This window comes from Sphingomonas sp. GW821-FHT10F09 (genome assembly GCF_058809195.1).
On sequence record NZ_JBXASI010000001.1, the window covers coordinates 777,045 to 802,037 of the forward strand.

Below are 24,993 nucleotides of genomic sequence, written 5' to 3' on the forward strand. Positions count from 1 at the left end.
CCTGCAACGCCCCGCGGACGGAGCGGTTCAAATCCGCGTCGCGATCTCCTAGATCATGGACCGAATCCCTTCCTGACGACAGGCACCCGTTTCCATGACGACTCACACCACGCGCATGCTCATCCTCGGTTCGGGTCCGGCCGGGCTGTCGGCGGCGATCTATGGCGCGCGCGCAGGGATGGCGCCGATCGTCGTGCAGGGCATCCAGCCGGGCGGCCAGCTGACGACGACGACGGACGTCGAGAATTATCCCGGCTTCGCGGACGTGATCCAGGGGCCGTGGCTGATGGAGCAGATGCAGAAGCAGGCCGAACATGTCGGCACGCGGCTGATGTGGGACACGATCGTCGACGTCGATCTGTCCGGCCGGCCGTTCCGCCTGACCGGCGACGGCGGCGACGTCTATGAGGGCGACGTGCTGGTCATCGCCACCGGCGCGCAGGCGAAGTGGCTCGGCATCGACAGCGAGGAGGCGATGAAGGGCAAGGGCGTCAGCGCCTGCGCGACGTGCGACGGCTTCTTCTATCGCGGCAAGAAGGTCGCGGTGATCGGCGGCGGCAACACCGCGGTCGAGGAGGCGCTGTACCTTACCAATCATTCCGACGACGTGACGCTGATCCACCGCCGCGACACCCTGCGGGCGGAGCGCATCCTGCAAGAGCGGCTGCACGCGCATCCCAACATCACCGTGCTGTGGAACAAGGAAGTGCGCGAATTCGTGGATGGCGGCGGCAATGCCGGGCTGGTCGCGCTTGCGCTTGAGGATACGGTGACCGGCGAGGCGTCGCGGCTGGACGTCGAGGGCGGCTTCGTCGCCATCGGCCACCATCCCGCGACCGAACTGTTCCGCGGCCATCTCGCGCTTGACGACGACGGCTATATCGCGGTGGAGACGGGATCGACCCGCACCAGCGTGCCGGGCGTGTTCGCCTGCGGCGACGTCGCCGACAAGATCTATCGCCAGGCGGTGACCGCCGCCGGCACCGGCTGCATGGCCGCGCTCGACGCCGAACGCTTCCTCGCCACAGCGGAGTTCGAGGAGATGGCCGAAGCGGCGGAGTGATTCGCGGTCAGGTTAGGGTTATTAGGATGGCATCGTACAACGCCTGCTGGTCCGTTTCGCGGGCGAAGCTGTGCGATGCCGTTTCGATCCGCGTCGCCGGCAAATGCCGCGCGGCGGCGGCATAGGCCTGGGCGGTCGCATCGCCGGTCGCGAGGATGACCTGCGCGGCGCCGTCCCATGTCGCGATCGCCTGGACGATCTGTGTGGCGAACGGTTGTTGCGAATCCTGAGATAGCTTGCGCAAGCCCCTGATCGCCTTGCCGATGGCAATCCTGCCGGTCAGCAGCCGCCGCCATGCCGCGGGACTGGTCAGCCGCTGGCGATAGGTGGCCCGGATCGCGGCGGCGGGCGGCAGGTCGTCGGTGTCGGCGACCGTCCACGGGTTGGCGAGCAGCAGCCGGTCGATGCCGGCGGCGCGGCCGTGAACCGCCAGCGTGCTCGCCGCATCGCAATTGCCGAAGCCGACCAGCGTCGTGACCTGCGGCGCGTGGCGGCGAACTACGTCGGCGGCGGCGATCAGGTCGGGACCGGCGGTCAGGAACCCCTGGTTCCGGCCCGTCGAATCGCCGATTCCGCGCCGGTCGTAGCGGAACACCGGATGCCCCGCCGCGGCGATCCGTTCAGCAAGCAGCGCCATGCCGCGATGCGCCCCGCAGCGGATCTCGTTGCCGCCGGACACGATCAGCAGCGCGGTGGAACCGGGCGCGGCATCGAGCGTGCCGACCAACGTTTCGCCTTCACACACAAAGGCGATCACGCTTCGCATGATGCGATCCATTCCGAAATATCGTCGGCAAGCTGTTGCACCAGCAAGGGATCGGTGTCGGGCTCGGCGCGATGCCACAAGGGGGCGGCGTCGATCTTGCGGTCGGCTCCGGCCGGATCGGCGGCGAGGCGGACGACCCGATCGGCCGGGCATTGCGCGGCGGACAGCGACGACAGCAGCCCGGAGGACAGGCGGTTGCCCGCGACCTCGACCGCGTTGGTGCGCAGCATGCCGTCGCGATCCCCGCTGTTGCCGGCGGCGCGCCACGTCCGGTGCAGGTCGCGAAGCAGCGCCTCGCCCGTCTGGGGACTGAAATGCCACCGGCCGTGGTGCGGCGTGGCATGATCGAGCAGCGCGCCGCTGCGGATGCCGACCGCATAGGTGCGGCGGTCCGGCGCGACCGCGGCAAGCGCCCCGGCCATGCGCGGCAGCGTCAGCCCGGCGAGCGGCGTCACGCTTTCGTTCTGGCCCGGCACGTCGGGCAGCAGGCCGGCGATGCCGCGTGCCGCCAGCGCGCGCAGCAGCGCGACGGCGAAGGTGCGGGTGCGGTTTGCCTCCTCGAACAGTGGCAGCGCGGCGACGACGGCGGGGCCGGTGTCGGGGCCGAAGCGCAGCAGCATCTCGCGGCCGCCGCTCCAGTCGTAATGATCGATCCGCGGGGCCATGCCGAAGGCAGGCTAGACGAGCGCCTTGCCTGCGGCAAATTCGGTGAGAGCGCCGAAGGTTTCGAGCATGTCGCCGTCGACCTCGTCGTCCTCGATCAGGATGCCGAGCCGGTCCTCGATCTCGGTCAGCACACCGGCGACCGCCATCGAATCGAGTTCGGGCAGCGCGCCGAACAGCGGGGTGGCGGGATCGAAGGCCGCGACGCGTTCCGCGCTGAGGCCGAGCACGTCGGCGAGCACGGCGCGGACGGTCGATTCGACGTTCTGATAGCCTTCGGGAAGCAAAGCGGCGGCCCTGATCGGTTGCGGATCGCGACCCGTTAGAGGCTGGGGCTGCATTCGGCAACGGGGTGGCGCTATGAGGGACCTATGGCGCCGCCCGACCCCCGTCCCGAACCGATCGATCACCTGCTGCGCGGACGCGCCGGCGACCCGGCGCTGATCGAGCGCGCACGGACGTGGAGCTTCGGCGAACTTGAGGCGGCGGTGGCGAGCGCGGCGGGGTGGCTGGCGGGGCAGGGGCTGACCCCCGGCGCGCGCGTCGCGACCTGGCTGCCCAAGACCGCGCTCGCCTGCGTCCTGCCGCTGGCGACGGCGCGGGCCGGGCTGGTGCACGTCCCGGTCAACCCTGCGCTGCGCCGCGCGCAGGTCGCGCATATCCTCGACGACAGCGGCGCGGCCATGCTGGTGACGCAGCCCGCGCGGGCCGCGACGCTGGCGCCGGGCGACGTGCCGGAGGGATGCCGGGTGGTCGAAGACGCCGCGGTGCCGCTGGCCGGTCCGGGGCCGGGCGCGTCGGATCACGACCCGCGGGCGCTGGCGGCGATCCTCTACACCTCCGGATCGACGGGCCGTCCGAAGGGGGTGATGCTCAGCCACGCCAACCTGTGGCTCGGGGCGGTGTCGGTCGCGCATTACTTGCGGATCGCGCCGGAGGATCGCGTGCTCGGCGTGCTGCCCCTGTCGTTCGATTATGGCCAGAACCAGCTCTTCTCGACCTGGTATGCCGGGGCGGCGGTCGCCCCGCTCGATTATCTGACCGCGCGCGACGTGGTGAAGGCGGTCGAGCGGGTCGGCGCGACGACGCTCGCCGGCGTCCCGCCGCTGTGGGTGCAATTGCTCGAGGCGGACTGGCCCGCCGAGACGGCGGCGCGGCTGCGGCGACTGACCAATTCCGGCGGCGCGCTGACCGAACGGCTGGTGCGGGCCCTGCGCGCGCGCTTCCCCGCGGCGGAGGTGGTGGCGATGTACGGCCTGACCGAGGCGTTCCGCTCGACATGGCTCGACCCGGCGCTGATCGATGCGCATCCCGATGCGATGGGCCGCGCGATTCCCTTTGCCGAGGTGATGGCCGTCGGGGCGGACGGATCGCGCGCGATCGGCGCGCCGGGGGAGCTGGTCCATGCCGGTCCGCTGGTCGCGCAGGGCTATTGGCGTGACCCGGAGCGGACGGCCGCGCGCTTCCGCCCCGCCCCCGACTGGTCGGCGAGCGGCGGCATGGCGGTGTGGTCGGGCGATACCGTTATCGAGGGGGCGGACGGGCTGTTCCGCTTCGTCGGCCGCGATGATGAGATGATCAAGAGCGCGGGCAACCGGATCAGCCCGCTCGAGGTGGAGGAAGCGGTGCTGGCAGGCGGGGAAGCGCGCGAGGCGGTGGCGATCGGCGTCGCCGATGCGCGGCTGGGGCAGGCGATCGTCGTCGCGCTGGCGGGCGATCCGGCGGGCGAGGACGCGCTGCGGGCGCGGCTGCGGACGCTGCTGCCGAGCTTCATGCAGCCGGTGCGCTACGACTGGCACGCCACGCTGCCGCGCAACGCCAACGGCAAGCTCGACCGCGCCGCGATTCGCGACGGGGTGCGCGCATGAAGCCGATGGGGCCGCTGCCCGCCGAATTCGCCGCCCAATCGGGCATGCTGACGATCGCCGGTACGACCGCGGCGGACTGGGCGACGACGACGCCGGTCTTCGTCTACGACGCGGGGATCGTCGCGGCGCGGGTCAACCGGTTCCGCGCCGCCTTTGGCGGCGTCGACCTCCATTATGCGATCAAGGCCAATCCGCTGCCCGCGCTGCTGGAGCGGGTGGCGCCGATGGTCGACGGGCTCGACGTCGCCTCGGGTGGCGAGCTGGAGACGGCGCTGGCGGTGAAACCGGCCGCCGCGATCAGCTTCGCCGGGCCGGGCAAGCGCGATGCGGAGCTGATCGGCGCGATCCGCAGCGGCGCCACGTTGAACGTCGAATCCGAAGGCGAGGCGGAGCGCGCGCTGCGGCTGGGCGAGGACCTCGGCGTCGCGCCGCGGCTGGCGGTGCGGGTCAATCCCGACATCGAACTGCGCGGATCGGGGATGAAGATGGGCGGCCGACCGTCGCCGTTCGGCGTCGACGCGGTGCGCGCGGCGGCGCTGGTGCGGCGCATCGTCGCCGCCGGCGCGGACTGGCGCGGCTTCCACATCTATGCCGGCAGCCAGGCGCTTGATGCCGGCGCGATCGCGGAAACGCAGGCGGCGACGCTGGCGCTGGCGGCGCGGCTGGCGGAGGAGGCGGGGGAGGCGCCGCCGCTGGTCAATCTCGGCGGCGGGTTCGGCGTGCCCTATTTCGCCGGCGACGTGCCGCTCGACGTCGAGCGGGTCGGCGCGGCGCTGGCGGTGGCGCTCGACGTGCGTGCCGACGTGCTGCGCGACGCGCGCTTCGCGATCGAACTCGGCCGCTGGCTGGTCGCCGAGGCGGGCGTCTATCTGACGCGGATCGTCGATCGCAAGCAGAGTCAGGGCGAGACGTTCCTCGTCACCGACGGCGGGCTCAACCACCAATTGGCGGCGTCGGGCAATTTCGGCACGGTGGTGCGGCGCAACTATCCGCTGGCGCTCGCCCGCGACATCGGCGGGGCGGCGGCGGAGACGGTGTCCGTGGTCGGGCCGCTCTGTACGCCGCTCGACCGGCTCGGCGACCGCATCGGCCTGCCCGCCGCCGAACCGGGCGACCTGATCGCGGTGTTCCTCGCCGGCGCCTATGGCGCCTCCGCCAGCCCCGCCGGCTTCCTCGGCCACCCGGCCGCGCTGGAGATCGTCGCCGGCTAGGGCCAATCGACATTCAGCCCTGACGGCCTGCAAACGGCGGTTTTGCGCGCTTCCGGTGCTCACGTACCGTTAGTACGCTGCGCTCCGGGTCACGCGAAACCACCGTTTTCGGCACGTCATCTTCTGAATGTCGATCGGCCCTAAGCAGTATCGACAGACAGGGTTCGCGCAGAGGCCGCAGAGGTGGTGCGCGCGCGGCACCGAACATGTCTCCCTCAACGATGGCGATGACAGGACCACGCCGCCCGGCGCGATACCTCCGCGTCCTCCGCGCCTCCGCGCGGACATCATCCTTTCATCGCGGCGCCCCGCCTCAGTCGATCGTGATCTCCGCGGTCAGCGTCTGGGCCGGCAGGTTCGCCGACATGTCCTGCACCGTCACGATCGTGCCAGGCGGCAGCGCGCCGAGGTGGTAGGTGGTCTCGACCCCCGTCGTGACCTCGCCCGGCCGGCACGCGCCCGCGGTCACCGCCGCGCCGCACAGGGCGCGGGTCGTCGATTGCGGCGCGGCCGGTGCGCCGTTCAGCCGCAGCATGCGCGCGCGGCCGATGCCCTTGCCGCGCACGACCAGCGTCACCGGGCCGCTGTGGCGCCGCGCAGTGGCGCTCTGGCCGGGCGCGATCCGCTCCGCCTGGCTGGCCGAGGTGACCGCGACGATCTGCAATTCGGTCAGCGGCGGCGCGGACTGGCCCGCGGCGGGTGCGGCGAGGATCGTCAGGGCGAGCGGCAGGATACGGGTCATCCGCCGATCCTAACGCCTTGTGCCGAGGGGGGAAGGGGCCCCCGGCGGGTCGTGGTGACCAGGCGTTCCTAACGCTATCTTCACCTCTCCCGCCGCATAGCGCGCTGGAAGCCCGTGCCGCGTTCAGGCGCGCCGGGCGGCCAGGAGAAGACTCAATGCGTTCCGGTGTTTCCGTCCGTGTCCTGCTTGCCGTCGGCGCCGCGGCGTCGGTGCTGTCCGGCTGTGCGGGCAGCAGCGGCCGCCCCGCACTGCCGCCCGCCTCCTATGTCGCGAGCAAGGAACAGCCGGGCGAGGAATATGTGATCGGCCCGCTCGACCAGCTCAACATCTTCGTCTGGCGCAACCCGGAACTGTCTGCGAAGATCCAGGTGCGCCCCGACGGCCGCATCACCACGCCGCTCATCAACGACATGCCCGCGGTCGGCAAGACGCCGTCGATGCTCGCCGCCGACATGAAACAGGCGCTGGGCCAATATGTGAAGGACCCGATCGTCTCGGTCATCGTCGAGAATTTCTCGGGCACCTACAGCCAGCAGGTGCGGATCATCGGCGCGACCGAAAAGCCGGCGTCGATCCCGTATCGCGCCAACATGACGCTGCTCGATGCGATGATCGCGGTCGGCGGCCTCAACCAATATGCCGCGGGCAACAAGGCGAAGCTGGTCCGGCACGACCGCGACACCGGCGAACAGCACGAATACAAGCTCCAGATCGCCGACCTGCTGAAGAAGGGCGATTCGAGCGCCAACGTCGGTTTGCAGCCGGGCGACGTCATCATCATCCCCGAATCGATGTTCTGAGGCAGCCGCGGATGAACGGCCTCTACGACGAAGCGCGCCTCGCGCTGCATGCGATCTGGACGCGGCGCTGGCTGGCGCTCGCCGTCGCCTGGGGCGTGTGCGTCGCCGGCTGGTTCGTCGTCAGCCAGATGCCGAGCCGCTACGAATCGCGCGCCCGCGTCTTCGTCCAGATGCAGTCGATCCTGCCCGCGTCGATGGATGCCCCCGCGCAGACGCAGCAGAAGGACGTCGACACGATCCGCCAGACGCTGATCAGCGCGGTGAACCTCGAAAAGGTCGTGCGCGGCACCGACCTGGCGCAGACCGTGTCGAGCGACCGCGACGTCGCCGACCGCGTCGCCGGCCTCGCCTCCGCGATCAAGATCGACAGCCAGCAGGACAATCTGTTCCAGATCACCACCACGGCCGCCTCGCCGAAGCTGGCGCGGGCGATCACGCAGAAGCTGATCGACATCTTCGTCGAACAGAATCTGGGCCGCGACCGCAGCCAGACGACGCAGAGCCTCGATTTCCTCAACAAGCAGCTCGACCAGTTGCAGAAGCAGCTTGCCGATGCCGACGCCAAGCGGTCGGATTTCCAGACCCGCTATCTCGGCTCGCTGCCCGGCACCGGCTCGGTGAGCGACCGGATGGGGGCGTCGCGCAGCCAGATGGCGCAGGTCGACGGCGATCTCGCCGCGGCGCAGTCCAGCCTCGCCGCGGTGCAGGGGCAGATGGCGGGCACGCCGCAGACGGTGCCGGGCATGGGCGGCGTCGCCGCCGGGCCGGCGCGCGCGGCGCTGAACGCGATCCAGGGCCAGCTCGCCGATGCGCGCGCGCGCGGCTATACCGACCAGCATCCCGACGTCGTCGCGTTGAAGCGCCAGCTCGCCGCCGCGCAGGCTGCGGCGAAGGGCGAGCCGATGGGCGGCGGCACGGCCGGTACACCCAACCCGCTGTACCTCTCGCTGCAGTCCATGCTCGCCGACAAGCAGTCGGCGGTCGCCGCGCTGCGCATGCGCAAGGCGCAGCTGCAGGGCGACCTCGACCAGCTCAATGCCAAATTGTCGGGCGATCCCGAGGTCGCAGCGGAGCAGGGCCAGATCGATCGCGACTATCAGGTGCTGAAGGACCAGTACGACCAGCTGCTCACCCAGCGCCAGCAGATCGCGCTGCGCGGTCAGGCGCAGACGCAGACCGACAACGTCAAATTCTCCGTCATCGACCCGCCGACGATGCCGCGCGCGCCGACCGCGCCCAACCGGATGCTGTTGCTGACCGGCGTGCTGATCGTCGGGCTGGGCGCGGGCGTCGGCGCGGCCTTTGCGCTGGGGCAGCTGCGCGCGACCTTCGCGACCGGCCCGCGGCTGGAAAAGGCGACGGGCATGCCGGTGATCGGCTCGATCGGCGAGGTGGTGACCCGCATCCAGGCTGATCAGCGCGCGAAGCGGCTGAAGCTGTTCCTCGGCGGGGTCGCGGGCCTCGCCGCCGCCTATGTGCTGCTGCTGGGCGTCGAAGTGCTCCAGCGCGGCATGGCGGCGTGAGCGCGGGGAAGGACGAGATGATGCACAAGCCGATCCGTCGCGATTCGCTGCTCGAGCGTGCGGCGAAGACCTATGATTTCGGGGCGCAGCTGGGCGCCCGTACGCCGCGCCACGCGCCGGTGCCGGATCTGCCCGAGCTTCGCGAGCAGCGCGCGGTCGTCGAGCCGGTCGCGCCGATCGACCGGCCCGACGCGCCGGAGATGGACCCGACCTTCCTCGCCATTCCGGCGGAGCTGCGCGCGCCGGTGGGGCAGGAACTGCCCGATTCCTTCTATGACACGCCCGAATTGAGCGACATCGCCGGGATCGACCGCGGCATGCTGGCCGAAGCGGGGATGATCGTGCCGGGTGCGCCGGTCGGGCCGCTCGCCGAGGAATTCCGCCTCATCAAGCGGCAGCTGCTCATCACGCGGGAGCGGGTCGCGCAGGCGTCCGGCGGACCGGGGCAGGCGGACAAGGCGCGCACCGCGCTGGTCTGTTCGGCGCGGCCGGGCGACGGCAAGACCTTCTGCGCTGTCAATCTCGCGCTGTCGCTGGCGGCGGAGCGGGATACCGAGGTGCTGCTGGTCGATGCCGATTTCGCCAAGCCCGACGTGCTGGCGCAACTCGGCATGGCGGAACAGCCCGGGCTGCTCGATGCGCTGGCGGATGGCAGGATCGACGTCGAGTCGCTGGTGATCCGCACCGATGTCGGCGGCCTGTCGATCCTGCCGGCCGGGACCAAGACCGCGACCGACACCGAATTGCTCGCCTCCGCACGCACCCGCACGGTGCTGGCGCGGCTGCTGGAGGCCAATCCGCGCCGCATCGTCATCTTCGATTCGCCGCCCGCGCTGGCGGCGTCGCCCGCGGCGGTGCTGGCGATGCTGGTCGGGCAGGTGATGCTGGTCGTGCGCGCCGATCGCACGCCCGAAAGCGAATTGCGCGAGGCGGTGCAGCGGCTGGACGGCTGCGACGAGATCGCGCTGGTGCTCAACGCCGTGTCGTTCGTGCCGGGGGGGCATCGCTACGGCACCTATTACGGCCAGGAGTCGGTCAAGTGAGGGGGCTTCTTGCCATCGGCGTCGCGCTCGGCGCGCTGGTCGCCGCCACCGGGGCGCAGGCGCAGAGCCGCCGCGTACAAGTGACGCCCTATATCGAGGTCGGGCAGGTGCTCGACGCCGATCTCAACAGCGGCGACGTGCTGACCTATTCGACCATCGCGGCGGGGATCGACGTCGCCGCCAGCACCGCGCGGGTGACCGGGCAGCTGTCCTATCGCTACGAACGGCGGATATCGTGGGACGACGATATCGGCGACGACGACATCCACACCGGGCTGGCGCGCGTCTCGGCACAGGTCGCGCGCGGTCTGACGCTGGAGGCGGGCGGCATCGCGACGCGCACCCGTTCGGACATCCGCGGCGCGGCACCGGGCGTGCTGGTCGGCAACGTCGACAACATCAGCCAGGTCTATGCCGTCTATGGCGGGCCGAGCTACGCCACCCATGCCGGCCCGGTCGCGGTCGCGGCAAGCTATCAAGCGGGCTATACCAAGGTCGAGAGTCCCAGCTTCGTCGCGGTGCCGGCGGGGCAGCCGCGGCTGGACTATTATGACGATTCGTTCGGGCAGGCGGCGGGGCTGAGCCTCGGCGTGCAGCCGGGGCAGATCCTGCCGGTCGGCCTGACCGCGAGCGGCGGCTGGGAGCGCGAGGATGCGGGGCAGCTCGACGGACGGTACGAGGGCTGGCGCGTGCGCGGCGACGTGCTCGCCCCGGTGTCGCCCTATGTCGCGCTGACCGGCGGCGTCGGTTACGAACGGATCGAGACGAGCGGCCGCGCCGCGCTGACCGATGCCGCCGGCGCTCCCGTGGTCGATCGCGACGGCCGCTTCGTCACCGACGAGGCGTCGCCGCGGCGGATCGCCTATCGCACCGACGGCGTCTATTACGATGCCGGCGTCATCTGGCGGCCCAACCGCCGCACCTCGGCGGAGGCGCATGTCGGCCGGCGCTACGGCTCGACCAGCTACACCGGCCTGCTGACCTATCGGGCGTCGGAGCATGTCGGCCTCGCCGCCGACGTCTACGACAGCGTGACGACCTTCGGGCGGCAGCTGCGCACCGGCCTGTCGAACCTGCCGACCAGCTTCATCGCGACCCGCGACGCCTTCACCCAGCAGTTCAACGGCTGCGTCTTCTCGACCAGCGGGGCGACCCCGGGCGGCTGCCTCAACGACGTGTTCCAGTCGATCTCGACCGCCAGCTATCGCGCGCGCGGCGCGGATGCGGTGCTGTCGGTGACGCGCGGGCGGTCGGTCTATGGCGGCGGCGTCGGCTATGCCAACCGCAAGCTGTTCAACCGCGACGACGTGCCGGGCGTGACGCTCTACGGGATCGAGGACGAGAGCTATTACGGGCAATTGTTCTTCAACCGGACGCTGACGCCGGTGTCGAGCGTCGACGCCAACCTGTTCGTCAACTATTACGAATCGGGCGTCGCGCAGTCGTTCGGCGTCTGGTCGTACGGCGGCACCGCGAGCTACGGGCACAGCTTCGGCCGCCTGACCACCACGGCGAGCGCAGGCGTTTACGCGTTCGATACCGGTGACGTGGATACCACATGGTCGGCGCAGGCTTTGCTCGCCGCGCGCTACTCGTTCTAGGGACGACAGGATGTACGACGAGCATTTCGGACTGACGGGCCGCCCGTTCCAGCTGACGCCGGACGCGCGCTTCTGGTATGAAACCGCGACGCATCGCAAGGCGATGGCCTATCTCGGCTACGGCCTCGCGCAGGGCGAGGGCTTCGTCGTCGTCACCGGCGATATCGGTGCGGGCAAGACGACGTTGGTCGGGCATCTGATCGCGCTGCTCGATCCCGCCGCGCTCAACGTCATCACCATCGTGTCGACCGCGATCCCCGCCGACGACCTGCTGCGCATCGTCGCGACCGGGCTCGGCGTCGATCCGGCGGGCCTCGCCAAGGCGCAATTGCTCACCGCGATCGAACGCGGCCTGCACGCGGTGGCGCGGTCGGGGCGGCGCACGCTGCTGATCGTCGACGAGGCGCAGGCGCTGCCGGTCGACGCGCTCGAAGAGCTGCGCATGCTGTCCAACTTCCAGGCAGGCGGCCATGCGCTGCTCCAGATCCTGCTGCTCGGCCAGCCCGAATTCCGCGAACGGCTTCACGGCTCCGAACGACTTGAACAGCTACGCCAGCGCGTCATCGCAATCCACCATCTCGAGGCGATGGAGCCGCACGAGGTCCCCGATTACATCGCGCACCGCCTGTCGGTGGTCGGCTGGCAGGGGCGCCCCGACTTCGTCGACGACGCGTTCGAGGCGCTGTACCAGGGGTCGGGCGGCGTGCCGCGGCGGCTCAACCAGCTCGCCGGGCGGGTGATGCTGCAGGCGGCGATCGAGGGGCTGGAGATCATCGACGGCCGCGTCGTCCGCAGCGTGCTGCGCGACCTGCATGCCGACCTGCCGATGCTGGCGGTGGATGCGCCGCCGGCTCCGGCGCCCCAACCAGAGCCCGAGCCCGAGCCCGAGCCCGAAGTCGAGGACACCACGGTGCGCCGCTTCGTCCCGCGCACGGTGCAATGGCTTGATCCGATCGCCGAGCCCGAACCCGAACCTGAACCCGCCGCCGACGACGCCCCCACGGCCGTCGATCCCGCGGTGACCGAGGATCGCATCGCCGCGCTGGAAGCGCGGATCGCCGAGCAGGAGGCGGCGTTGCGCCGCGTGCTGACCCTGCTGGTCGACTGGGTCGAGGCGGATCGCGGCGAGGTCGCCGCCGCCGCCTCCGCCATGGTCGCCGGCGTCGCCGACATGATCGAGGACCACGTCCCGATCCGCCCTCCGGCCGCGTGGGACCATGCAGCTTAGCATGCTCAACGGCCTGTCGGTCGATGTCGAGGAATGGTTTCAGGTCGGTGCGTTCGAACGCGTCATCGCCCGATCCGACTGGGATTCGCACGCGAGCCGCGTCGAGGCCAACACCGCCGCGGTGCTCGACCTGTTCGCCGAAAGCGGGGTGAAGGCGACCTTCTTCACGCTCGGCTGGGTCGCTCAGCGCCATCCGCGGCTGGTGCGCCGCATCGCCGACGCGGGCCATGAGGTGGCGAGCCACGGCTGGGATCATCAGCGCGTCTTCACGATGGATGCCGCCGCCTTCCGCGGCGACCTCGCCCGCGCCCGCGCAGCGCTGGAGGATGCGGGCGGGCAGGCGGTCACCGGCTATCGCGCGCCGAGCTTCTCGATCGACACGCGCAACCTCTGGGCGTTCGACGTGCTGGCGGAGGCGGGCTACGCCTATTCGTCCAGCGTCGCGCCGGTGCGCCACGACCATTACGGCTGGCCCGACGCGCCGCGCTACGCCTTCCGCCCGCTCAAGGATTCCGCGTTGATCGAACTGCCGGTGACGGTGGCGAAGCTTGGTGCGAAGCATCTGGCGACCGGTGGCGGCTTCTTCCGCCTGCTCCCCGCCGCGCTCACCGATTTCGCGGTGCGGCAGGTCAACGGCGAGGGGCATGGCGGCATCTTCTATTTCCACCCGTGGGAGGTCGACCCCGGCCAGCCGCGCGTCGCCGACGCGCCGCTGCGGTCCAAGGTGCGGCATTATGCCCGGCTCGGCGCGATGGCGGGCAAGCTGCGCGGCCTGATCGCGCGGCACGACTGGGGGCGGGTCGATGCCGTCGTCGCGCGCGAAGCGGCTTTGCTGTCGTGATGCCGCTGCTGGCGATGCCGCTCGGCGTGCGCGAGGCGCAGCTGTCCGACATCGGCGACTGCGGTGCGATCGACGCCTTCGTCCGCGGCACGGCGGGCGCGACGCCCTTCCACCTCACCGCATGGAGTCGCGCGGTCGAGCGCGGCTGCGGCCAGCGCGCCCGCTATCTGGTCGCCGAACGCGCCGACGGCGGTATCGCCGGCGTCCTGCCGCTGACCGAGATGCGATCGCCTTTGTTCGGCAAGGCGCTGGTATCGACCGGTTTCGGCGTCGACGGCGGCGTGCTCGGCGAGGGCGCGGATGCGCTGGGATCGGGCGCATGGGAACTGGCGCAGCGGATCGGCTGCCCCGGCGTCGAGCTGCGCGGCGGACCGGCACCGGCGGGATGGGAGACGGACGACACCGCCTACCTCGGCTTCGCGCGCGATCTCGCTGCGACCGAGGAGGGCGAGTTGCTCGCCATCCCGCGCAAGCAGCGCGCCGAGGTGCGGCGCTCGCTCGGCCTCGACCTGGAGGTGGTGACCGGCGGCGAACCGCTGCTCGCCGAACATCATCGCGTCTATGCCGAATCGGTGCGCAATCTCGGCACGCCAGTCTTCCCGGCGGCGCTGTTCCGCAGCGTCGCGGCCGCGATGGACGCCGACGTCCTCACCGTACGCCATCAGGGCCGGGCGGTGGCGAGCGTCCTCAGCCTGTATTTCCAGGGGACGGTCTTCCCCTATTGGGGCGGCGGCACCGCGGCGGCGCGGGCGTTGCGCGCCAACGACCGGATGTATTTCGCGCTGATGAACCATGCGCGCGGGCGGGGCTGCGCGCGCTTCGACTTCGGACGGTCGAAGACCGGCACCGGCGCGGCGGCGTTCAAGAAGAACTGGGGCTTCACGCCGGTGCCGCGCAGCTATGCGACGCGCAGCGCGGGCGCGTTGCGTGAGGTCAATCCGCTCAATCCGAAATTTGCGCTGATGGTGCGGACGTGGCAGCGCCTGCCGCTGCCGGTCGCCAACATCCTGGGGCCGTGGATATCGCGCGGGCTGGGGTGATGGACCTGCTGTTCCTCGCCCATCGCGCGCCCTTTCCGCCCGATCGCGGCGACCGGATCCGCAGCTATCACGTGCTGCACCATCTCTGCCGCCGCGCGCGGGTGCATCTGGTCGCGTTCGGCGAGAGCGCGGCGGACGTCGCCGTGCCGCCCGATCTCGCCGCACGACTAGCCAGCGTGGCGATCGTGCCGCGCCGCAAGGCGCAGCCGGTCGCGGCGCTGGAGGCATTGGCGCGCGGCCTGCCGGTGTCGCTGACCGCCTTCGGATCAGCGGCGATGCGCGCGGCGGTGGCGCGGGTCCGCGCCGATGCGGTCTATTGTTTCTCGGGTCAGATGGCGCAGTATCTGCCCGCGGGCGTGCCGGCGGTGATGGATTTCGTCGACGTGGATTCGGCCAAGTTCGCCGGCTTCGCCGACAGCGGCACGCCGCCGATGCGCTGGATGATGCGGCGCGAGGCGCGGCTGCTCGGCGCGTTCGAACGCCGCGTCGCGGCCGACGTGGTTGCTAGCGTCTTCGTCAGCGAGGCCGAGGCCGCGCTGTTCCGGGCCGGCGGTGCGACCGGTCGGATCGCGGCAGTGGAAAACGGCATCGACGCCGCCGCGTTCGATCCCGCCGCCGTCGCTGCGCGCGTGCCGAACGACCCCCCGGACGTGCCGGGGGCGACGGGCAGGGGCGCGGGACCCCTCGTCGTCTTCACCGGCCAGATGGATTACCGGCCGAATATCGAGGCGGTGACGTGGTTCGCCGCGACCGTGCTGCCGGATCTGCGCGCCATCCATCCCACGCTCCGTTTCGCGATCGTCGGCCGCGCGCCGACGGCGGCGGTGCAGGCGCTCGCCGGCGATGGCGTCATCGTCACCGGTGCGGTCGCCGACGTCCGCCCCTGGCTCGCCGCGGCCGATGTCTGCGTCGCACCGCTCCAGCTCGCGCGGGGTATCCAGAACAAGGTGCTGGAGGCGATGGCGATGGCCCGGCCGGTGGTCGCATCCGTCGCCGCCGCGGAGGGGATCGACCACGCCGGCACCCTGTGCGTCGCCGACACCGCCGCCGATCACGCCGCGCAGATCCTGACGCTGCTCGCCGATCCGGTCGCCGCCGCCGCGCTCGGCGCCCGCGCCCGCGCCCGCGTCCTCGCCCGCTACGACTGGGATGCGCGGCTCGCGCCGCTCGACGCGCTGCTGGGGCTTTCCGCTTGACCGCGGCGCGGGCGTGGCGGCGGCATGGCGTCGCGCTGGCGCTCGCCGCCGCGGCGATCCTGCTGCTGCTCCGCGACGACGTCGCGCATCTGCTGTCGATCTGGTGGACCAGCACCACCTTCGGCCATTGCCTGTTCATCGGCCCGGTGATCGCCTGGCTGGTGTGGCAGCGCCGCCGCGAACTCGCCGCGCTGACCCCGGTCGGCTGGTGGCCGGGGCTGGCGCTGGTCGCGCTGGGGGGGCTCGGCTGGCTGATGGGCGATGCCGGTTCGGTCAGCTTCGTGCGACAGTTCGGGCTGGTGGTGATGCTGCAGGGCGCCGTCGTCACGCTGCTCGGGCCGCAGGTAGCGCGCGGGTTGCTCTTCCCGCTCGGCTATGCGCTATTCCTCGTCCCGTTCGGCGAGGAACTGGAGCCGCCGTTGCAGGCGGTGACGGTGCGGATCGTCATGCCGCTGCTGCATCTGGCCGGTGTGCCCGCCACCTCCAACGGCGTGCTGATCCACGCCGGCCGCTATTGGTTCGAGGTGGCGGAGGCCTGCTCGGGCGCCAAGTTCGTGATCGCGATGCTCGCCTTCGGCGTGCTCGTCGCCAACGTCTGCTTCGTGTCGTGGCGACGGCGCGCCGGGTTCATGGTCGCGGCGATCGTCGTGCCCGTGCTCGCCAACGGCCTGCGCGCGTTCGGGACCATCTATGCAGCCGAGCTGACCAGCGTCGAGGCGGCGACGGGGTTCGACCATATCGTCTACGGCTGGGTGTTCTTCGGCCTCGTGATGGCGGCGGTGCTGGGCATCGGCTGGCGCTGGTTCGATCGCGCGCCCGATGCGCCGGCGTTCGATCCGGCGCGGCTGCCTGCGGTCGGGCGCGGTATCGTCGCGCTGCCGCTGGCGACGCTGCTGACGGTCGCGACCGCGGGCGTCTGGCCGCTGTGGAGCAGTGCGATCGCGCACCGCGCGGCCCCGCTGCCGGCACACATCGACCTGCCGCCGGTCGCCGGCTGGACCCGCGTGCCGCTCAGCCGCGCCGCGCCGTGGCAGCCTTATTATCCCGGCGCCGACCATGTCCTGTTCGGCCGCTACGCCCGCGACGGCGCTGCGGTCGACCTCGCCATCGCGCTGTTCGGCAGCCAGGGCGAGGGCCACAAGATCGGCGCGTTCGGTACCGGTGTGATCCGCGAGGAGGATCGCTGGGTCCGCATCGCCGACGACGCGCCGATCGCCGGTGGCGCGGCATTGCGGATGACCGCCCCCGGCGGCGCCGGACGATCGGTGGAGCGCATCGTCGCGACATGGTACGTCGTCGGCGACAGGATAACGGCGGACGAACGCGTGGTGAAGATCGAGACGATGAAGGCGAAGCTGCTCGGCGGTCCGCAACGCGCGGTCGCGGTGCATCTGTCCGCGGAGGTAGTGCCGGGCCGCGACGCGCGCGCCGATATCGCCGCGCTGGCGGCGGCGCTCGGGCCTGTTCCCGTATTGGGCGACCATCTCGCGGCACCGCGCTGATGTGCGGCATCGCCGGCATCTTCCATCCCGGGACGCCCAAGCCGGTCGATCCCGCCCGCATCGCGGCGATGATCGCAGTACAGGCGCATCGCGGCCCCGACGGCGACGGCATCTGGACCGCGCCGGGCGTCGGGCTCGGCCATCGCCGGCTGTCGATCATCGACCTCGCCGGATCGCCGCAGCCGATGCAGGCGGGCGCGCTGACCGTCACATATAACGGCGAGATCTACAATTTCGCCGAACTGCGCGCCGAGCTGGAGCTGAAGGGCGCGCATTTCGTCACCGCCGGCGATACCGAGGTGTTGCTGCACGGCTGGCGCGCCTGGGGGCCGGCGATGCTCGACCGGCTCAACGGCATGTTCGCCTTTGCGCTCCACGATGCGGAGACGGGAACGCTGTTCCTCGCCCGCGACCGGATGGGGGTGAAGCCGCTCCATTATGTCGAGCTGTCCGACGGCAGTCTCGCCTTCGCGTCCGAACTGAAGGGGCTGCTCGCGCACCCGCTGCTGCGCCGCGTGCCGGACGTCACCGCGGTCGAGGATTTCCTCGCTTATGGCTATGTCCCCGACGATGCCTGCCTCGTCGCCGGCGTGAAGAAGCTGCCGGCGGGGACGTTCCTGTCGGTGCAGCGCTGGCAGGGCGTGCCGCGGCCGAAGCGCTGGTGGGACGTCAGCTTCGCCAACCGGGCGACGGGATCGGCGAAGGTGCTGGGCGAGGAACTGCTGGCGCGGATGCGCGACGGCGTACGCAGCCGCATGGTCGCCGACGTGCCGCTCGGCGCCTTCCTGTCGGGCGGCGTCGACAGCTCCGCGGTCGTCGCGCTGATGGCGGAGGCGAGCAAGGCGGCGGTCAGCACCTGCACGATCGGCTTCGACGAGGCGGGACATGACGAACGCGCCTATGCCGCCGCGGTGGCGCAGCGCTTCGCCACCGATCACCATGCGCAGGTGGTGCGGCCCGACGATTTCGGCCTGATCGATACGCTGGTGCACCATTTCGACGAACCCTTCGCCGACGGCAGCGCGCTCGCCACCTATCAGGTCGCGGCGCTGGCGCGGCAGAGCGTCACCGTGGCGCTGTCGGGCGACGGCGCGGACGAGGCGCTCGCCGGCTATCGCCGCTACCGCTTCCAGGCGGCGGAAGAGCGCGTGCGCGGGCTGTTGCCCGCCGGATGGCGGAGCGCGGCGTTCGGAACGCTCGGACATTATTATCCCAAGGCCGACTGGGCACCGCGCCCGCTGCGCGCCAAGGCGACGCTGCTCGCGCTCGGCACCGATGGCGACGAGGCCTATGCGCGCGCGGTCGGGGTGACGACGCCGGAGCTGCGGTCGCGACTGCTGAGCGCGGAGGCGCGGGCGGCGCTGCAGGGTCATCGCGCCGAGGATCGCTATGTCGCGGCGATGCGGGCGGCGCCGGCGCGCGATGCGCTCGACCGCGCGCAATATGCCGACATCCGGATCTGGCTGCCCGGCGACATTCTGACCAAGGTCGATCGCACCAGCATGGCGGTGGGGCTGGAGGCGCGCGAGCCGCTGCTCGACCACCGGCTGATCGAATTCTGCGCGACGCTGCCGGCCGGCATGCGGCTGCACCGCGGTACGGGCAAATGGCTGATGAAGCGCAGCCTCGAACGCCATCTGCCCCGGGATATCCTCTACCGCCCCAAGATGGGGTTCGTGACGCCGATCAGTGCGTGGTTCCGCGGCCCGCTCGCGGCGGAGGCGGCGGGGCTGGCGCGGTCGCGGACCCTGGTCGACAGCGGCTGGCTCGACATGGCGACGGTGGCGCGGCTGGCGGAGGATCACCGCGCCGGCCGCGCCGATCACGGCCGGACGCTGTGGCAGTTGCTGATGCTGGATCGCAGCGCGAAGCGGCTGTTCGGGTGAAAAACCGCCGCTGTCATCCCGGTGTCACCAAACCCTAACCCGGGGTTTACCAGCCGCGGCCTAGCTGGTGGGCATGTTCTTCGATCTCGACCTGCTGCGGGACGGCTCCGTATCGCTCGCGGCGCGGCCACAGGGCGACGGCCGTTGCCTGCCGCGCAATGCGACGCTGGCGGCGGCGATCGACCTGTTCCGCGGTTCGCCGGACCTGCGCCTGCTCGCGATCGTCGACGAGGCACGGCGCCCGGTCGGCGTCATCCGCGAAAGCGACGTCCGCAGCATTCTGTTCAACCCTTACGGCCACGCCCTGATGCAGAACCCCACCATCGGCGGCTCGCTGGACGGGGTGATACGGCCGTGCGGCACCGCCGACGTCGGGCTGTCGATCGACGCGCTGCTGGCGGCCTATCTGCGTGCGCGCAGCGAGGGGCTGGTGCTGACGCAGGGCGACAGTTTCCATTCGGTCATGGATGCCATGGCATTCGAACGACTGGCGGCGGAGCGGCAGACGCAGATGGCGGCGGAGCGCGAGGCGCGGGCGGCACGGATCGACGCGGCGGGGCAGGCCTTTACCGCCGATGTCGCGGTGCTGGCCGGCGAACTGGCCGACGCCGCCGGCCGGATCGGGTCGATGGCGGCGCTGCTGGTCGAGCGCGCGGGCGCCTCGCGCGAAGATGCCGCCTCGGTCGCGGGGGCGACGGGGCAGATGGTCGGCGCGCTCGACACGATCGCCGGGCTCGGCCGCTCGCTGGCGGCGACGCTCGACGGCATCGCCGGGGATACCGCGTCGGCCGATGGCGTCCGCCGCCATGCGCGCGGGGCGATGCAGGTGGCGGGCGAACGCGTCGCCGCCCTCGTCGCCAGCGCCACCGCGGTCGACGACATGCTCGGCCTGATCCAGGCCATCGCCGCCAGAACCAACCTGCTTGCCCTTAACGCCAGCATCGAAGCCGCCCGCGCGGGCGACGTCGGGCGCGGCTTTGCGGTGGTGGCGAACGAGGTCAAGATGCTAGCGAACCAGACCAGCGCGGCGGCCAAGGACGTCGCGACGCGGGTCGCGGAGATGCATCATCTGCTCGGGGAGGTCGTCGGCGGGCATCACGTGCTCGACGCGGCGATGGCGACGATCTCCGACACCGGCATCTCGATCGAGGGCGCTCTGGCCCGGCAGAGCGACGCGACGCGGCAGATCGCGATGAACGTCGAACACTCGGTCGACGCCGGCGGCGACATCGGCGTTCGGGCCGCGGCGATCAGCGGTCAGTCGGCGGCGCTGGGCGCGGATGCCACGGCACTGGCGGAGGTGTCGCGCGTGCTCGCCGACACGACCGCGCGGCTCCGGACGCGGGCGCAGGCGTTCGTGGCCCTGGCCGGCAGCGTCTGATCGGTCAGCGCAGCTTGGCGATCGACAGGCCGTCGGCCTTGGCGCGGTCCTTGGTCGATTCCTCGCTGCGGGTCAGCGCCTTGGCGATCGCCTTCAGCGCCATGCCCTTCTTGGCGAGCGTATGGAGTTTCTGGATCTCGTCCTGCGTCCAGGCCTGGCGGTGACGCTCGAAGCCTTCTCCCCTGGCCATCAGAACGCCGCCATGGTGGCGAGGGGCGTCGGGGCGGCGAGCGCGACTATGGGGGCGAGATACGACATGGGCCGGGTTCTACCCCGTTCACCGCCGCCTGTACCAGCGAATGTCGCATGCCCACGCGACATAGATCGGCGGCAGGATCGCCATGCATGTCGGTGGAAACCGTGCAGACGATAACGACGGGGCGGAGTATCGTCTCCGCCCCGTCCCTTGGTGTTACTTGTCGAACAGCGTGCCCCAGCGGTGGACCGGGCGGTCCTTCCACAGGCCGCGGTGATAGGCGTCGGACGCCAACAGCGGCATCACCGAGCCGGCCTCCGCGAAGACCATCTGTTCGATGCCCGTGTTGACCTTGCCCCAGCTCGCCGCTTCCTGCAGCGTCGAGGACGAGCAGGCGCCGTCGCGCACGTCGGCGACGGTGATCTGCACCGCATATTTGTGCACCTGGACGTCGTCATGGCCGAGGATCTCGGCGCAGACGACGGTGTCCTGGATGAAGTTCTTCGGCACGCCGCCGCCGATCATCAGCAGGCCGGTGGTGCCGGCGGCGATCTTGATCTCGGTCAGCTCGCGGAAGTCGGCGACCGCGTCGATCATCAGATACGGGCGGCCTTCCTTGGCCGCATCGACCTGATGCTTGACGAGGCCGAAGCCGGCCGAGCTGTCGACGAACGCCGGGCAGAAGATCGGCACGTCATGCTCGTAGGCGAGCTTGACGAGGCTGTTGTCCTTCTTGCCGTGCTCGACCAGATACTTGCCCATCTCGCGGATGAAAGCGCGGCTGGAATAGGCGCGCGGTTCCAGGCTCTCGGCGATCTCGAAGATCGTGTGGTCGACGTTCTGGAGCGCTTCCTCGTCGATATACGTATCGTAGATGCGGTCGATGTAGAGCGAGCGCAGCGTGTCGTCGTCGGGGATCTCGAGCGCCTGATAATGCTTGTGGCCGAGGCCCTCGAAGAAATCCATGTCGACGATGGTCGCGCCGGTCGCGACGATGCCGTCGACCATGTTGTTGCGCACCAGCTCGGCATAGAGGTCCATGCAGCCGCCGGCCGAGGTCGAGCCCGCGATGACGAGGAAGATCGAGCAGTCCTTATCGGCGAGCATCTGATTGTAGATGTTGGTCGCGCGGCCGAGGTCGCGGCTGGTAAAGCTCATGTCCGCCATCGCATCGACGATCGGGCGCGCGTCGAAGCTCTTGATGTCGATATGCTTGACCTGCTTCGACAGCAGTTCGGCCTTGCGATTGTCGTTGATCGGCGCGTTGGCGCCGGCGGTCTTGGTCAGGGTGTCGGTCATGGTTCGCCCTTGGCTATCCAGAACCCGTCGTCATTCACCGTTGGGGACGCGGAAACCCAAAAACCGCCCCTCCCGCACTGTCGCGGGAGGGGGGAAGATCATCGGTATAGAGCAGGCGTTACAGCTTGACGACGTTGGTCGCGCGCTGGTCCAGCCGGTCGTCCTCGATATAGACCGACAGCATCGGCTCGTCGCTGACGATCACGGTCTCGCTGACGCCGAAGCCGTTGAAGGCGGTGCGCATCGCCGAGCCATAGGCGCCGAGCATGCCGATCTCGAAATAGTCGCCGGTGTTCGTGTCCGCGGGCAGCGGGAACGGACCCTGCATATAGTCGAGGTCGTCGCAGGTCGGACCCCAGAAGGCGAAGTCCATGTCCCGTGCGTCGCTGTCCGGCTGGCGGAGCAGCTGCACCGGATACTTCCAGCCGATATGCGCCGCATCGAACAGCGTGCCATAGGCGCCGTCGTTGATGTACAGCTCGGTACCGCGGCGCCGCTCGACGCGGACCACGACCGAGGCATATTCGGCGCACAGCGACCGGCCCGGCTCGGCCCACAATTCGGCCGAATAGCTGATCGGCAGGCTCTCGAACGCGCGATGGATCGTCTCGAAGAAACGCTCCAGCGGCGGCGGGGTCATGCCCGGATAGGCCGAGGGGAAGCCGCCGCCGACGTCGATGACGTCGACCGTCACCGCCGCCTCGACGATCGCCGCGCGGGCGCGCTCCATCGCGTTGGTATAGGCGTCGGGCGACATCGTCTGGCTGCCGACATGGAAGCAGATGCCGAGCGCATCCGCGACCTGGCGGGTCGCCATCAGCAGTTCCTTCGTCTCGCCCGGACCGACGCCGAACTTCGAACCGAGGCTCAGCTTGGCATATTCCGACGACACGCGCAGCCGGACGCAGAGCGTCAGGTCGCTCGCGCCACGGGTGGCGGCGACGATCTTGTCCAGCTCTTCCATGCTGTCGAGCGAGAAGGTCTTCACGTCGTGCGTGAAATACGCCTCCGCGATCGCCTCCTCCGACTTGACCGGATGCATGAAGCAGCAGGTCGCGTCCGGAAGGGTGGCCTTGACCAGCCGGACTTCGGCGATCGAGGCGGTATCGTAATGGGTGATGCCATTGTCCCAGAGCACACGGAGCAGGTCCGGGCTGGGGTTCGCCTTCACCGCATACATCGAGCGACCCGGAAACTTCTCGACGAAGAATCGGGCCGCGCGCGCGGCGGCGTGCGGACGAACGAGCGTGACCGGATCGACCGGTTTGCTCCTGGCGATGTCGATGCCCCCGCGGATGATAGCGGAACGGGCGGTCGAGAGGGGCGCTAACCCCAACGCGCTATGGTGCTTGGCCAATTCAAGGGACCTCCAATTGCCTTACGGCATACGGTGACAAAAGCTGCCTTGCGGTTGGAAGTCCCATGGGGCAGCGGAGGCGCGATCTATGGTCGCTGGCCGTTCATGTAAAGTGGCTTGGCGCACGAAAGGACGAAAAGTGACGATTCTGCGACAGCCGACACGGGCGGGGGTGCGCGACGCCGCCGAGAAAATCGCCAGGATCCTGCCGCCGACGCCGCTTTACGTACGGGAATTCAAGGGGATGGAGGTCGCTTTCAAGGCGGAATCGCTGCAGCCGATCGGCGCGTTCAAGATTCGCGGCGCATGGCATCGGCTGACTGCGCTGGACGAGGATGCGCGGCGTCGCGGGGTGGTCGCCTTCTCGTCAGGGAATCACGCGCAGGGGGTGGCGTGGGCGGCGAAGCGGCTGGGCATCGCCGCGACGATCGTGATGCCGGCGGACGCCCCGAAGGCGAAGCTGGAAGGGACGCTGGCGCTGGGAGCGGAGGTGGTCCGCTACGACCGCGCGACCGAGAGCCGTGAGGCGATCGCGGGCCGGTTGGCCGAGGCGCGGGGCGCGACGTTGGTGCCGAGCTTCGACGATGCGTGGATCATCGAGGGGCAGGGCAGTGCGGGGATCGAGGCGGAGGCGCAGATGGCGGCGCTCGGGCTGGGTCCGGTCGCGCGCGCGGTGGTGCCCTGCGGCGGCGGCGGCCTGTCGGCGGGGATCGCGCTGGGGCTGAAGGATGCGGCCGTCACCGTCGTCGAGCCGGAGGGCTGGGACGACATGCGCCGCTCGCTTGAGGCGTCGTGGATCGAGCCGGTGGGACCGAACCCGCCGCCGACCGCCTGCGATGCGCTCCAGACCACGCGCGTGTCGCCACTGACCTTCGACGTGCTGTCGCGGCGCGATGCGACCGGCGTCGCGGTGAGCGAGGCGGAGACGGCGGCGGCGCAGCGCTGGGCGGCGGAGCATCTGCGGCTGGTGATCGAGCCGGGCGGCGCGGTCGCGCTGGCGGCGCTGCTGGCGGGCAAGGTCGCGGTGGAGCGCGGGCTGCTCGTCGTGCTGTCGGGCGGGAACGTGGACATCGACGCCTATGCGCGGGCAATCGGGTAGGCGTTCGTGGTTCGGCGGCGGGTGGACGCTTCGACGCATGGCCGGACGGCGATGCTGGCGAGGACGGTCGCTTTAGCGCGCGGGCTGCCGGGTAGGGTCCGACGGTACTTTCACGTCAGTTCCCCGGCGAAGGCCGGGCCCCAGTTGGGATGTCGGGTTTTGGCTGATGCCGGGGGACGCCATGATGGTTCGTCCGACTGGGCCCCGGCCTTCGCCGGGGTACTAGGTGGGAGGGGTCGACTTTTGCGCACGACCGGGCGGCGATGCCGGCGAGCAAGGTCGCGTCAGCGCGCGGGCTACCGGGCAATGTCGCACAGGATCCATGGCACAGTTCCCGAGCGCAGGCCGGGGCCCAGTTGCGATGTCGGATCTTGAGTGATGCCGGGCGCGGCCACGACATCTCTCCCCAACCGGGCTCCGGCCCTGCTCGGAAACCGGAAACGGCAGCGCTCGACATCCCGCATCGGGCACGGCACACTTGCCGGATGGATGGCCCGCTCGGATCGATCGCCAATGCCGCCCCCGCCATCGCGATGCTGGGGTGTTTCGCCTGCCTGATCGGTGGCGGGGCGCTGATCGCGCGGGGTGGCGACCGGCGGAAGGGCGTGCTGCTGCTGGTGATGGCGGCGGTGCTGCTCGGCAACGTCGTCATCTGGCAATTGTGATGCGGGCCCCGCCTAGGGCCTGT

23 protein-coding genes are annotated in these 24,993 nt (G+C 70.5%); 16 read left to right on the forward strand and 7 right to left on the reverse strand.

Annotated features, from left to right (window positions below; genetic code table 11):
* The first annotated feature begins 94 nt into the window (after positions 1-94).
* Entirely contained in the window at positions 95-1,063 is a 969-nt protein-coding gene (trxB, locus tag AC1RTO_RS03725) for a thioredoxin-disulfide reductase (RefSeq protein WP_493159563.1), read from the forward strand.
* A 7-nt stretch (positions 1,064-1,070) separates the two neighbouring features.
* On the opposite strand, the gene AC1RTO_RS03730 is transcribed toward trxB, so the two are convergent.
* Genes AC1RTO_RS03730 through AC1RTO_RS03740 form a run of 3 tightly spaced genes read right to left on the reverse strand, consistent with a single transcriptional unit; the run spans position 1,071 to position 2,779 of the window.
* Positions 1,071-1,829 carry a hydrolase 1, exosortase A system-associated gene (locus tag AC1RTO_RS03730; protein ID WP_493159564.1) on the reverse strand — a complete coding sequence of 253 codons (759 nt, stop codon included), beginning with the start codon at positions 1,827-1,829 and terminating at the stop codon, positions 1,071-1,073.
* On the reverse strand, positions 1,817-2,494 hold the full coding sequence (locus tag AC1RTO_RS03735; RefSeq protein ID WP_493159565.1) for a hypothetical protein: 678 nt from the start codon (positions 2,492-2,494) through the stop codon (positions 1,817-1,819). The genes AC1RTO_RS03730 and AC1RTO_RS03735 overlap by 13 nt, the downstream gene beginning before the upstream one ends.
* Positions 2,495-2,506: 12 nt before the next feature.
* Positions 2,507-2,779: an acyl carrier protein gene (locus AC1RTO_RS03740; RefSeq protein ID WP_493160323.1), complete on the reverse strand. Its 273-nt coding sequence runs from the start codon at positions 2,777-2,779 to the stop codon at positions 2,507-2,509.
* 84 nt (positions 2,780-2,863) lie between these two features.
* On the opposite strand from AC1RTO_RS03740, the gene AC1RTO_RS03745 reads away from it, so the two are divergent.
* Together AC1RTO_RS03745 and AC1RTO_RS03750 are read left to right on the forward strand one after the other, a co-directional pair.
* Positions 2,864-4,360: an AMP-binding protein gene (locus AC1RTO_RS03745; RefSeq protein WP_493159566.1), complete on the forward strand. Its 1,497-nt coding sequence runs from the start codon at positions 2,864-2,866 to the stop codon at positions 4,358-4,360.
* Positions 4,357-5,571: a pyridoxal-dependent decarboxylase, exosortase A system-associated gene (locus AC1RTO_RS03750; RefSeq protein ID WP_493159567.1), complete on the forward strand. Its 1,215-nt coding sequence runs from the start codon at positions 4,357-4,359 to the stop codon at positions 5,569-5,571. Before AC1RTO_RS03745 ends, AC1RTO_RS03750 begins: the two co-directional genes overlap by 4 nt.
* A gap of 313 nt (positions 5,572-5,884) precedes the next feature.
* On the opposite strand, the gene AC1RTO_RS03755 is transcribed toward AC1RTO_RS03750, so the two are convergent.
* A complete protein-coding gene (locus AC1RTO_RS03755; RefSeq protein ID WP_493159568.1) occupies positions 5,885-6,313 on the reverse strand; it encodes a DUF4879 domain-containing protein in 429 nt (142 codons plus the stop codon).
* Between the two features lie 155 nt (positions 6,314-6,468).
* Between AC1RTO_RS03755 and AC1RTO_RS03760 the strand changes: the two genes are divergently transcribed.
* The 11 genes from AC1RTO_RS03760 (at position 6,469) to AC1RTO_RS03810 (ending at position 20,354) form a co-directional block, all read left to right on the forward strand.
* A complete protein-coding gene (locus tag AC1RTO_RS03760; protein WP_493159569.1) occupies positions 6,469-7,113 on the forward strand; it encodes an XrtA/PEP-CTERM system exopolysaccharide export protein in 645 nt (214 codons plus the stop codon).
* An 11-nt stretch (positions 7,114-7,124) separates the two neighbouring features.
* Positions 7,125-8,636 (forward strand): XrtA system polysaccharide chain length determinant, encoded by a 1,512-nt coding sequence (locus AC1RTO_RS03765; RefSeq protein ID WP_493159570.1) that lies wholly within the window; start codon positions 7,125-7,127, stop codon positions 8,634-8,636.
* Between the two features lie 17 nt (positions 8,637-8,653).
* A complete protein-coding gene (locus tag AC1RTO_RS03770; protein WP_493160324.1) occupies positions 8,654-9,679 on the forward strand; it encodes an AAA family ATPase in 1,026 nt (341 codons plus the stop codon).
* Positions 9,676-11,280, forward strand: coding sequence for a hypothetical protein (locus tag AC1RTO_RS03775; protein ID WP_493159571.1), 1,605 nt, complete (start codon positions 9,676-9,678; stop codon positions 11,278-11,280). Before AC1RTO_RS03770 ends, AC1RTO_RS03775 begins: the two co-directional genes overlap by 4 nt.
* Before the next feature lie 10 nt (positions 11,281-11,290).
* A complete protein-coding gene (locus AC1RTO_RS03780; RefSeq protein ID WP_493159572.1) occupies positions 11,291-12,508 on the forward strand; it encodes an ExeA family protein in 1,218 nt (405 codons plus the stop codon).
* A 1-nt stretch (position 12,509) separates the two neighbouring features.
* The gene (locus AC1RTO_RS03785) at positions 12,510-13,349 is read left to right on the forward strand and encodes an XrtA system polysaccharide deacetylase (RefSeq protein ID WP_493160325.1); all 840 of its coding nucleotides are present in this window, start codon (positions 12,510-12,512) and stop codon (positions 13,347-13,349) included.
* A complete protein-coding gene (locus AC1RTO_RS03790; RefSeq protein WP_493159573.1) occupies positions 13,349-14,389 on the forward strand; it encodes a FemAB family XrtA/PEP-CTERM system-associated protein in 1,041 nt (346 codons plus the stop codon). Before AC1RTO_RS03785 ends, AC1RTO_RS03790 begins: the two co-directional genes overlap by 1 nt.
* Positions 14,389-15,585: a TIGR03087 family PEP-CTERM/XrtA system glycosyltransferase gene (locus tag AC1RTO_RS03795; protein WP_493159574.1), complete on the forward strand. Its 1,197-nt coding sequence runs from the start codon at positions 14,389-14,391 to the stop codon at positions 15,583-15,585. Before AC1RTO_RS03790 ends, AC1RTO_RS03795 begins: the two co-directional genes overlap by 1 nt.
* Positions 15,582-17,087 (forward strand): exosortase A, encoded by a 1,506-nt coding sequence (gene xrtA, locus AC1RTO_RS03800; protein ID WP_493159575.1) that lies wholly within the window; start codon positions 15,582-15,584, stop codon positions 17,085-17,087. Before AC1RTO_RS03795 ends, xrtA begins: the two co-directional genes overlap by 4 nt.
* Positions 17,087-18,973, forward strand: a complete 1,887-nt coding sequence (locus tag AC1RTO_RS03805) for an XrtA/PEP-CTERM system amidotransferase (RefSeq protein ID WP_493159576.1) — start codon at positions 17,087-17,089, stop codon at positions 18,971-18,973. Before xrtA ends, AC1RTO_RS03805 begins: the two co-directional genes overlap by 1 nt.
* Before the next feature lie 73 nt (positions 18,974-19,046).
* Positions 19,047-20,354, forward strand: coding sequence for a methyl-accepting chemotaxis protein (locus tag AC1RTO_RS03810; protein ID WP_493159577.1), 1,308 nt, complete (start codon positions 19,047-19,049; stop codon positions 20,352-20,354).
* A gap of 4 nt (positions 20,355-20,358) precedes the next feature.
* Here the strand turns inward: AC1RTO_RS03810 and AC1RTO_RS03815 are convergent, their stop codons facing one another.
* The 3 genes from AC1RTO_RS03815 to AC1RTO_RS03825 form a co-directional block, all read right to left on the reverse strand.
* Positions 20,359-20,544 (reverse strand): hypothetical protein, encoded by a 186-nt coding sequence (locus tag AC1RTO_RS03815; protein WP_493159578.1) that lies wholly within the window; start codon positions 20,542-20,544, stop codon positions 20,359-20,361.
* A gap of 222 nt (positions 20,545-20,766) precedes the next feature.
* Entirely contained in the window at positions 20,767-21,849 is a 1,083-nt protein-coding gene (locus AC1RTO_RS03820) for a 1,9-bis(guanidino)-5-aza-nonane synthase (protein ID WP_293878132.1), read from the reverse strand.
* A 118-nt stretch (positions 21,850-21,967) separates the two neighbouring features.
* Complete coding sequence (locus AC1RTO_RS03825; RefSeq protein WP_493159579.1) at positions 21,968-23,206, reverse strand: type III PLP-dependent enzyme domain-containing protein; 1,239 nt, start codon at positions 23,204-23,206, stop codon at positions 21,968-21,970.
* A 139-nt stretch (positions 23,207-23,345) separates the two neighbouring features.
* Here AC1RTO_RS03825 and AC1RTO_RS03830 point away from each other — a divergent pair, with 139 nt between their 5' ends.
* Both AC1RTO_RS03830 and AC1RTO_RS03835 read left to right on the forward strand, forming a co-directional pair.
* A complete protein-coding gene (locus AC1RTO_RS03830) occupies positions 23,346-24,305 on the forward strand; it encodes a threonine ammonia-lyase (RefSeq protein WP_493159580.1) in 960 nt (319 codons plus the stop codon).
* 485 nt (positions 24,306-24,790) lie between these two features.
* Complete coding sequence (locus AC1RTO_RS03835) at positions 24,791-24,970, forward strand: hypothetical protein (RefSeq protein ID WP_293878136.1); 180 nt, start codon at positions 24,791-24,793, stop codon at positions 24,968-24,970.
* Positions 24,971-24,993: the final 23 nt, after the last annotated feature.

What these genes read in the sequence shown, in the direction of transcription:
- trxB (WP_493159563.1), top strand. Translation starts at nt 95, where the DNA reads ATGACGACTCACACCACGCGCATGCTCATCCTCGGTTCGGGTCCGGCC.
- AC1RTO_RS03730 (WP_493159564.1), bottom strand. Translation starts at nt 1,829, where the DNA reads ATGCGAAGCGTGATCGCCTTTGTGTGTGAAGGCGAAACGTTGGTCGGC.
- AC1RTO_RS03735 (WP_493159565.1), bottom strand. Translation starts at nt 2,494, where the DNA reads ATGGCCCCGCGGATCGATCATTACGACTGGAGCGGCGGCCGCGAGATG.
- AC1RTO_RS03745 (WP_493159566.1), top strand. Translation starts at nt 2,864, where the DNA reads ATGGCGCCGCCCGACCCCCGTCCCGAACCGATCGATCACCTGCTGCGC.
- AC1RTO_RS03750 (WP_493159567.1), top strand. Translation starts at nt 4,357, where the DNA reads ATGAAGCCGATGGGGCCGCTGCCCGCCGAATTCGCCGCCCAATCGGGC.
- AC1RTO_RS03755 (WP_493159568.1), bottom strand. Translation starts at nt 6,313, where the DNA reads ATGACCCGTATCCTGCCGCTCGCCCTGACGATCCTCGCCGCACCCGCC.
- AC1RTO_RS03760 (WP_493159569.1), top strand. Translation starts at nt 6,469, where the DNA reads ATGCGTTCCGGTGTTTCCGTCCGTGTCCTGCTTGCCGTCGGCGCCGCG.
- AC1RTO_RS03765 (WP_493159570.1), top strand. Translation starts at nt 7,125, where the DNA reads ATGAACGGCCTCTACGACGAAGCGCGCCTCGCGCTGCATGCGATCTGG.
- AC1RTO_RS03770 (WP_493160324.1), top strand. Translation starts at nt 8,654, where the DNA reads ATGATGCACAAGCCGATCCGTCGCGATTCGCTGCTCGAGCGTGCGGCG.
- AC1RTO_RS03780 (WP_493159572.1), top strand. Translation starts at nt 11,291, where the DNA reads ATGTACGACGAGCATTTCGGACTGACGGGCCGCCCGTTCCAGCTGACG.
- AC1RTO_RS03785 (WP_493160325.1), top strand. Translation starts at nt 12,510, where the DNA reads ATGCTCAACGGCCTGTCGGTCGATGTCGAGGAATGGTTTCAGGTCGGT.
- AC1RTO_RS03790 (WP_493159573.1), top strand. Translation starts at nt 13,349, where the DNA reads ATGCCGCTGCTGGCGATGCCGCTCGGCGTGCGCGAGGCGCAGCTGTCC.
- AC1RTO_RS03795 (WP_493159574.1), top strand. Translation starts at nt 14,389, where the DNA reads ATGGACCTGCTGTTCCTCGCCCATCGCGCGCCCTTTCCGCCCGATCGC.
- AC1RTO_RS03805 (WP_493159576.1), top strand. Translation starts at nt 17,087, where the DNA reads ATGTGCGGCATCGCCGGCATCTTCCATCCCGGGACGCCCAAGCCGGTC.
- AC1RTO_RS03810 (WP_493159577.1), top strand. Translation starts at nt 19,047, where the DNA reads ATGTTCTTCGATCTCGACCTGCTGCGGGACGGCTCCGTATCGCTCGCG.
- AC1RTO_RS03815 (WP_493159578.1), bottom strand. Translation starts at nt 20,544, where the DNA reads ATGGCCAGGGGAGAAGGCTTCGAGCGTCACCGCCAGGCCTGGACGCAG.
- AC1RTO_RS03820 (WP_293878132.1), bottom strand. Translation starts at nt 21,849, where the DNA reads ATGACCGACACCCTGACCAAGACCGCCGGCGCCAACGCGCCGATCAAC.
- AC1RTO_RS03835 (WP_293878136.1), top strand. Translation starts at nt 24,791, where the DNA reads ATGGATGGCCCGCTCGGATCGATCGCCAATGCCGCCCCCGCCATCGCG.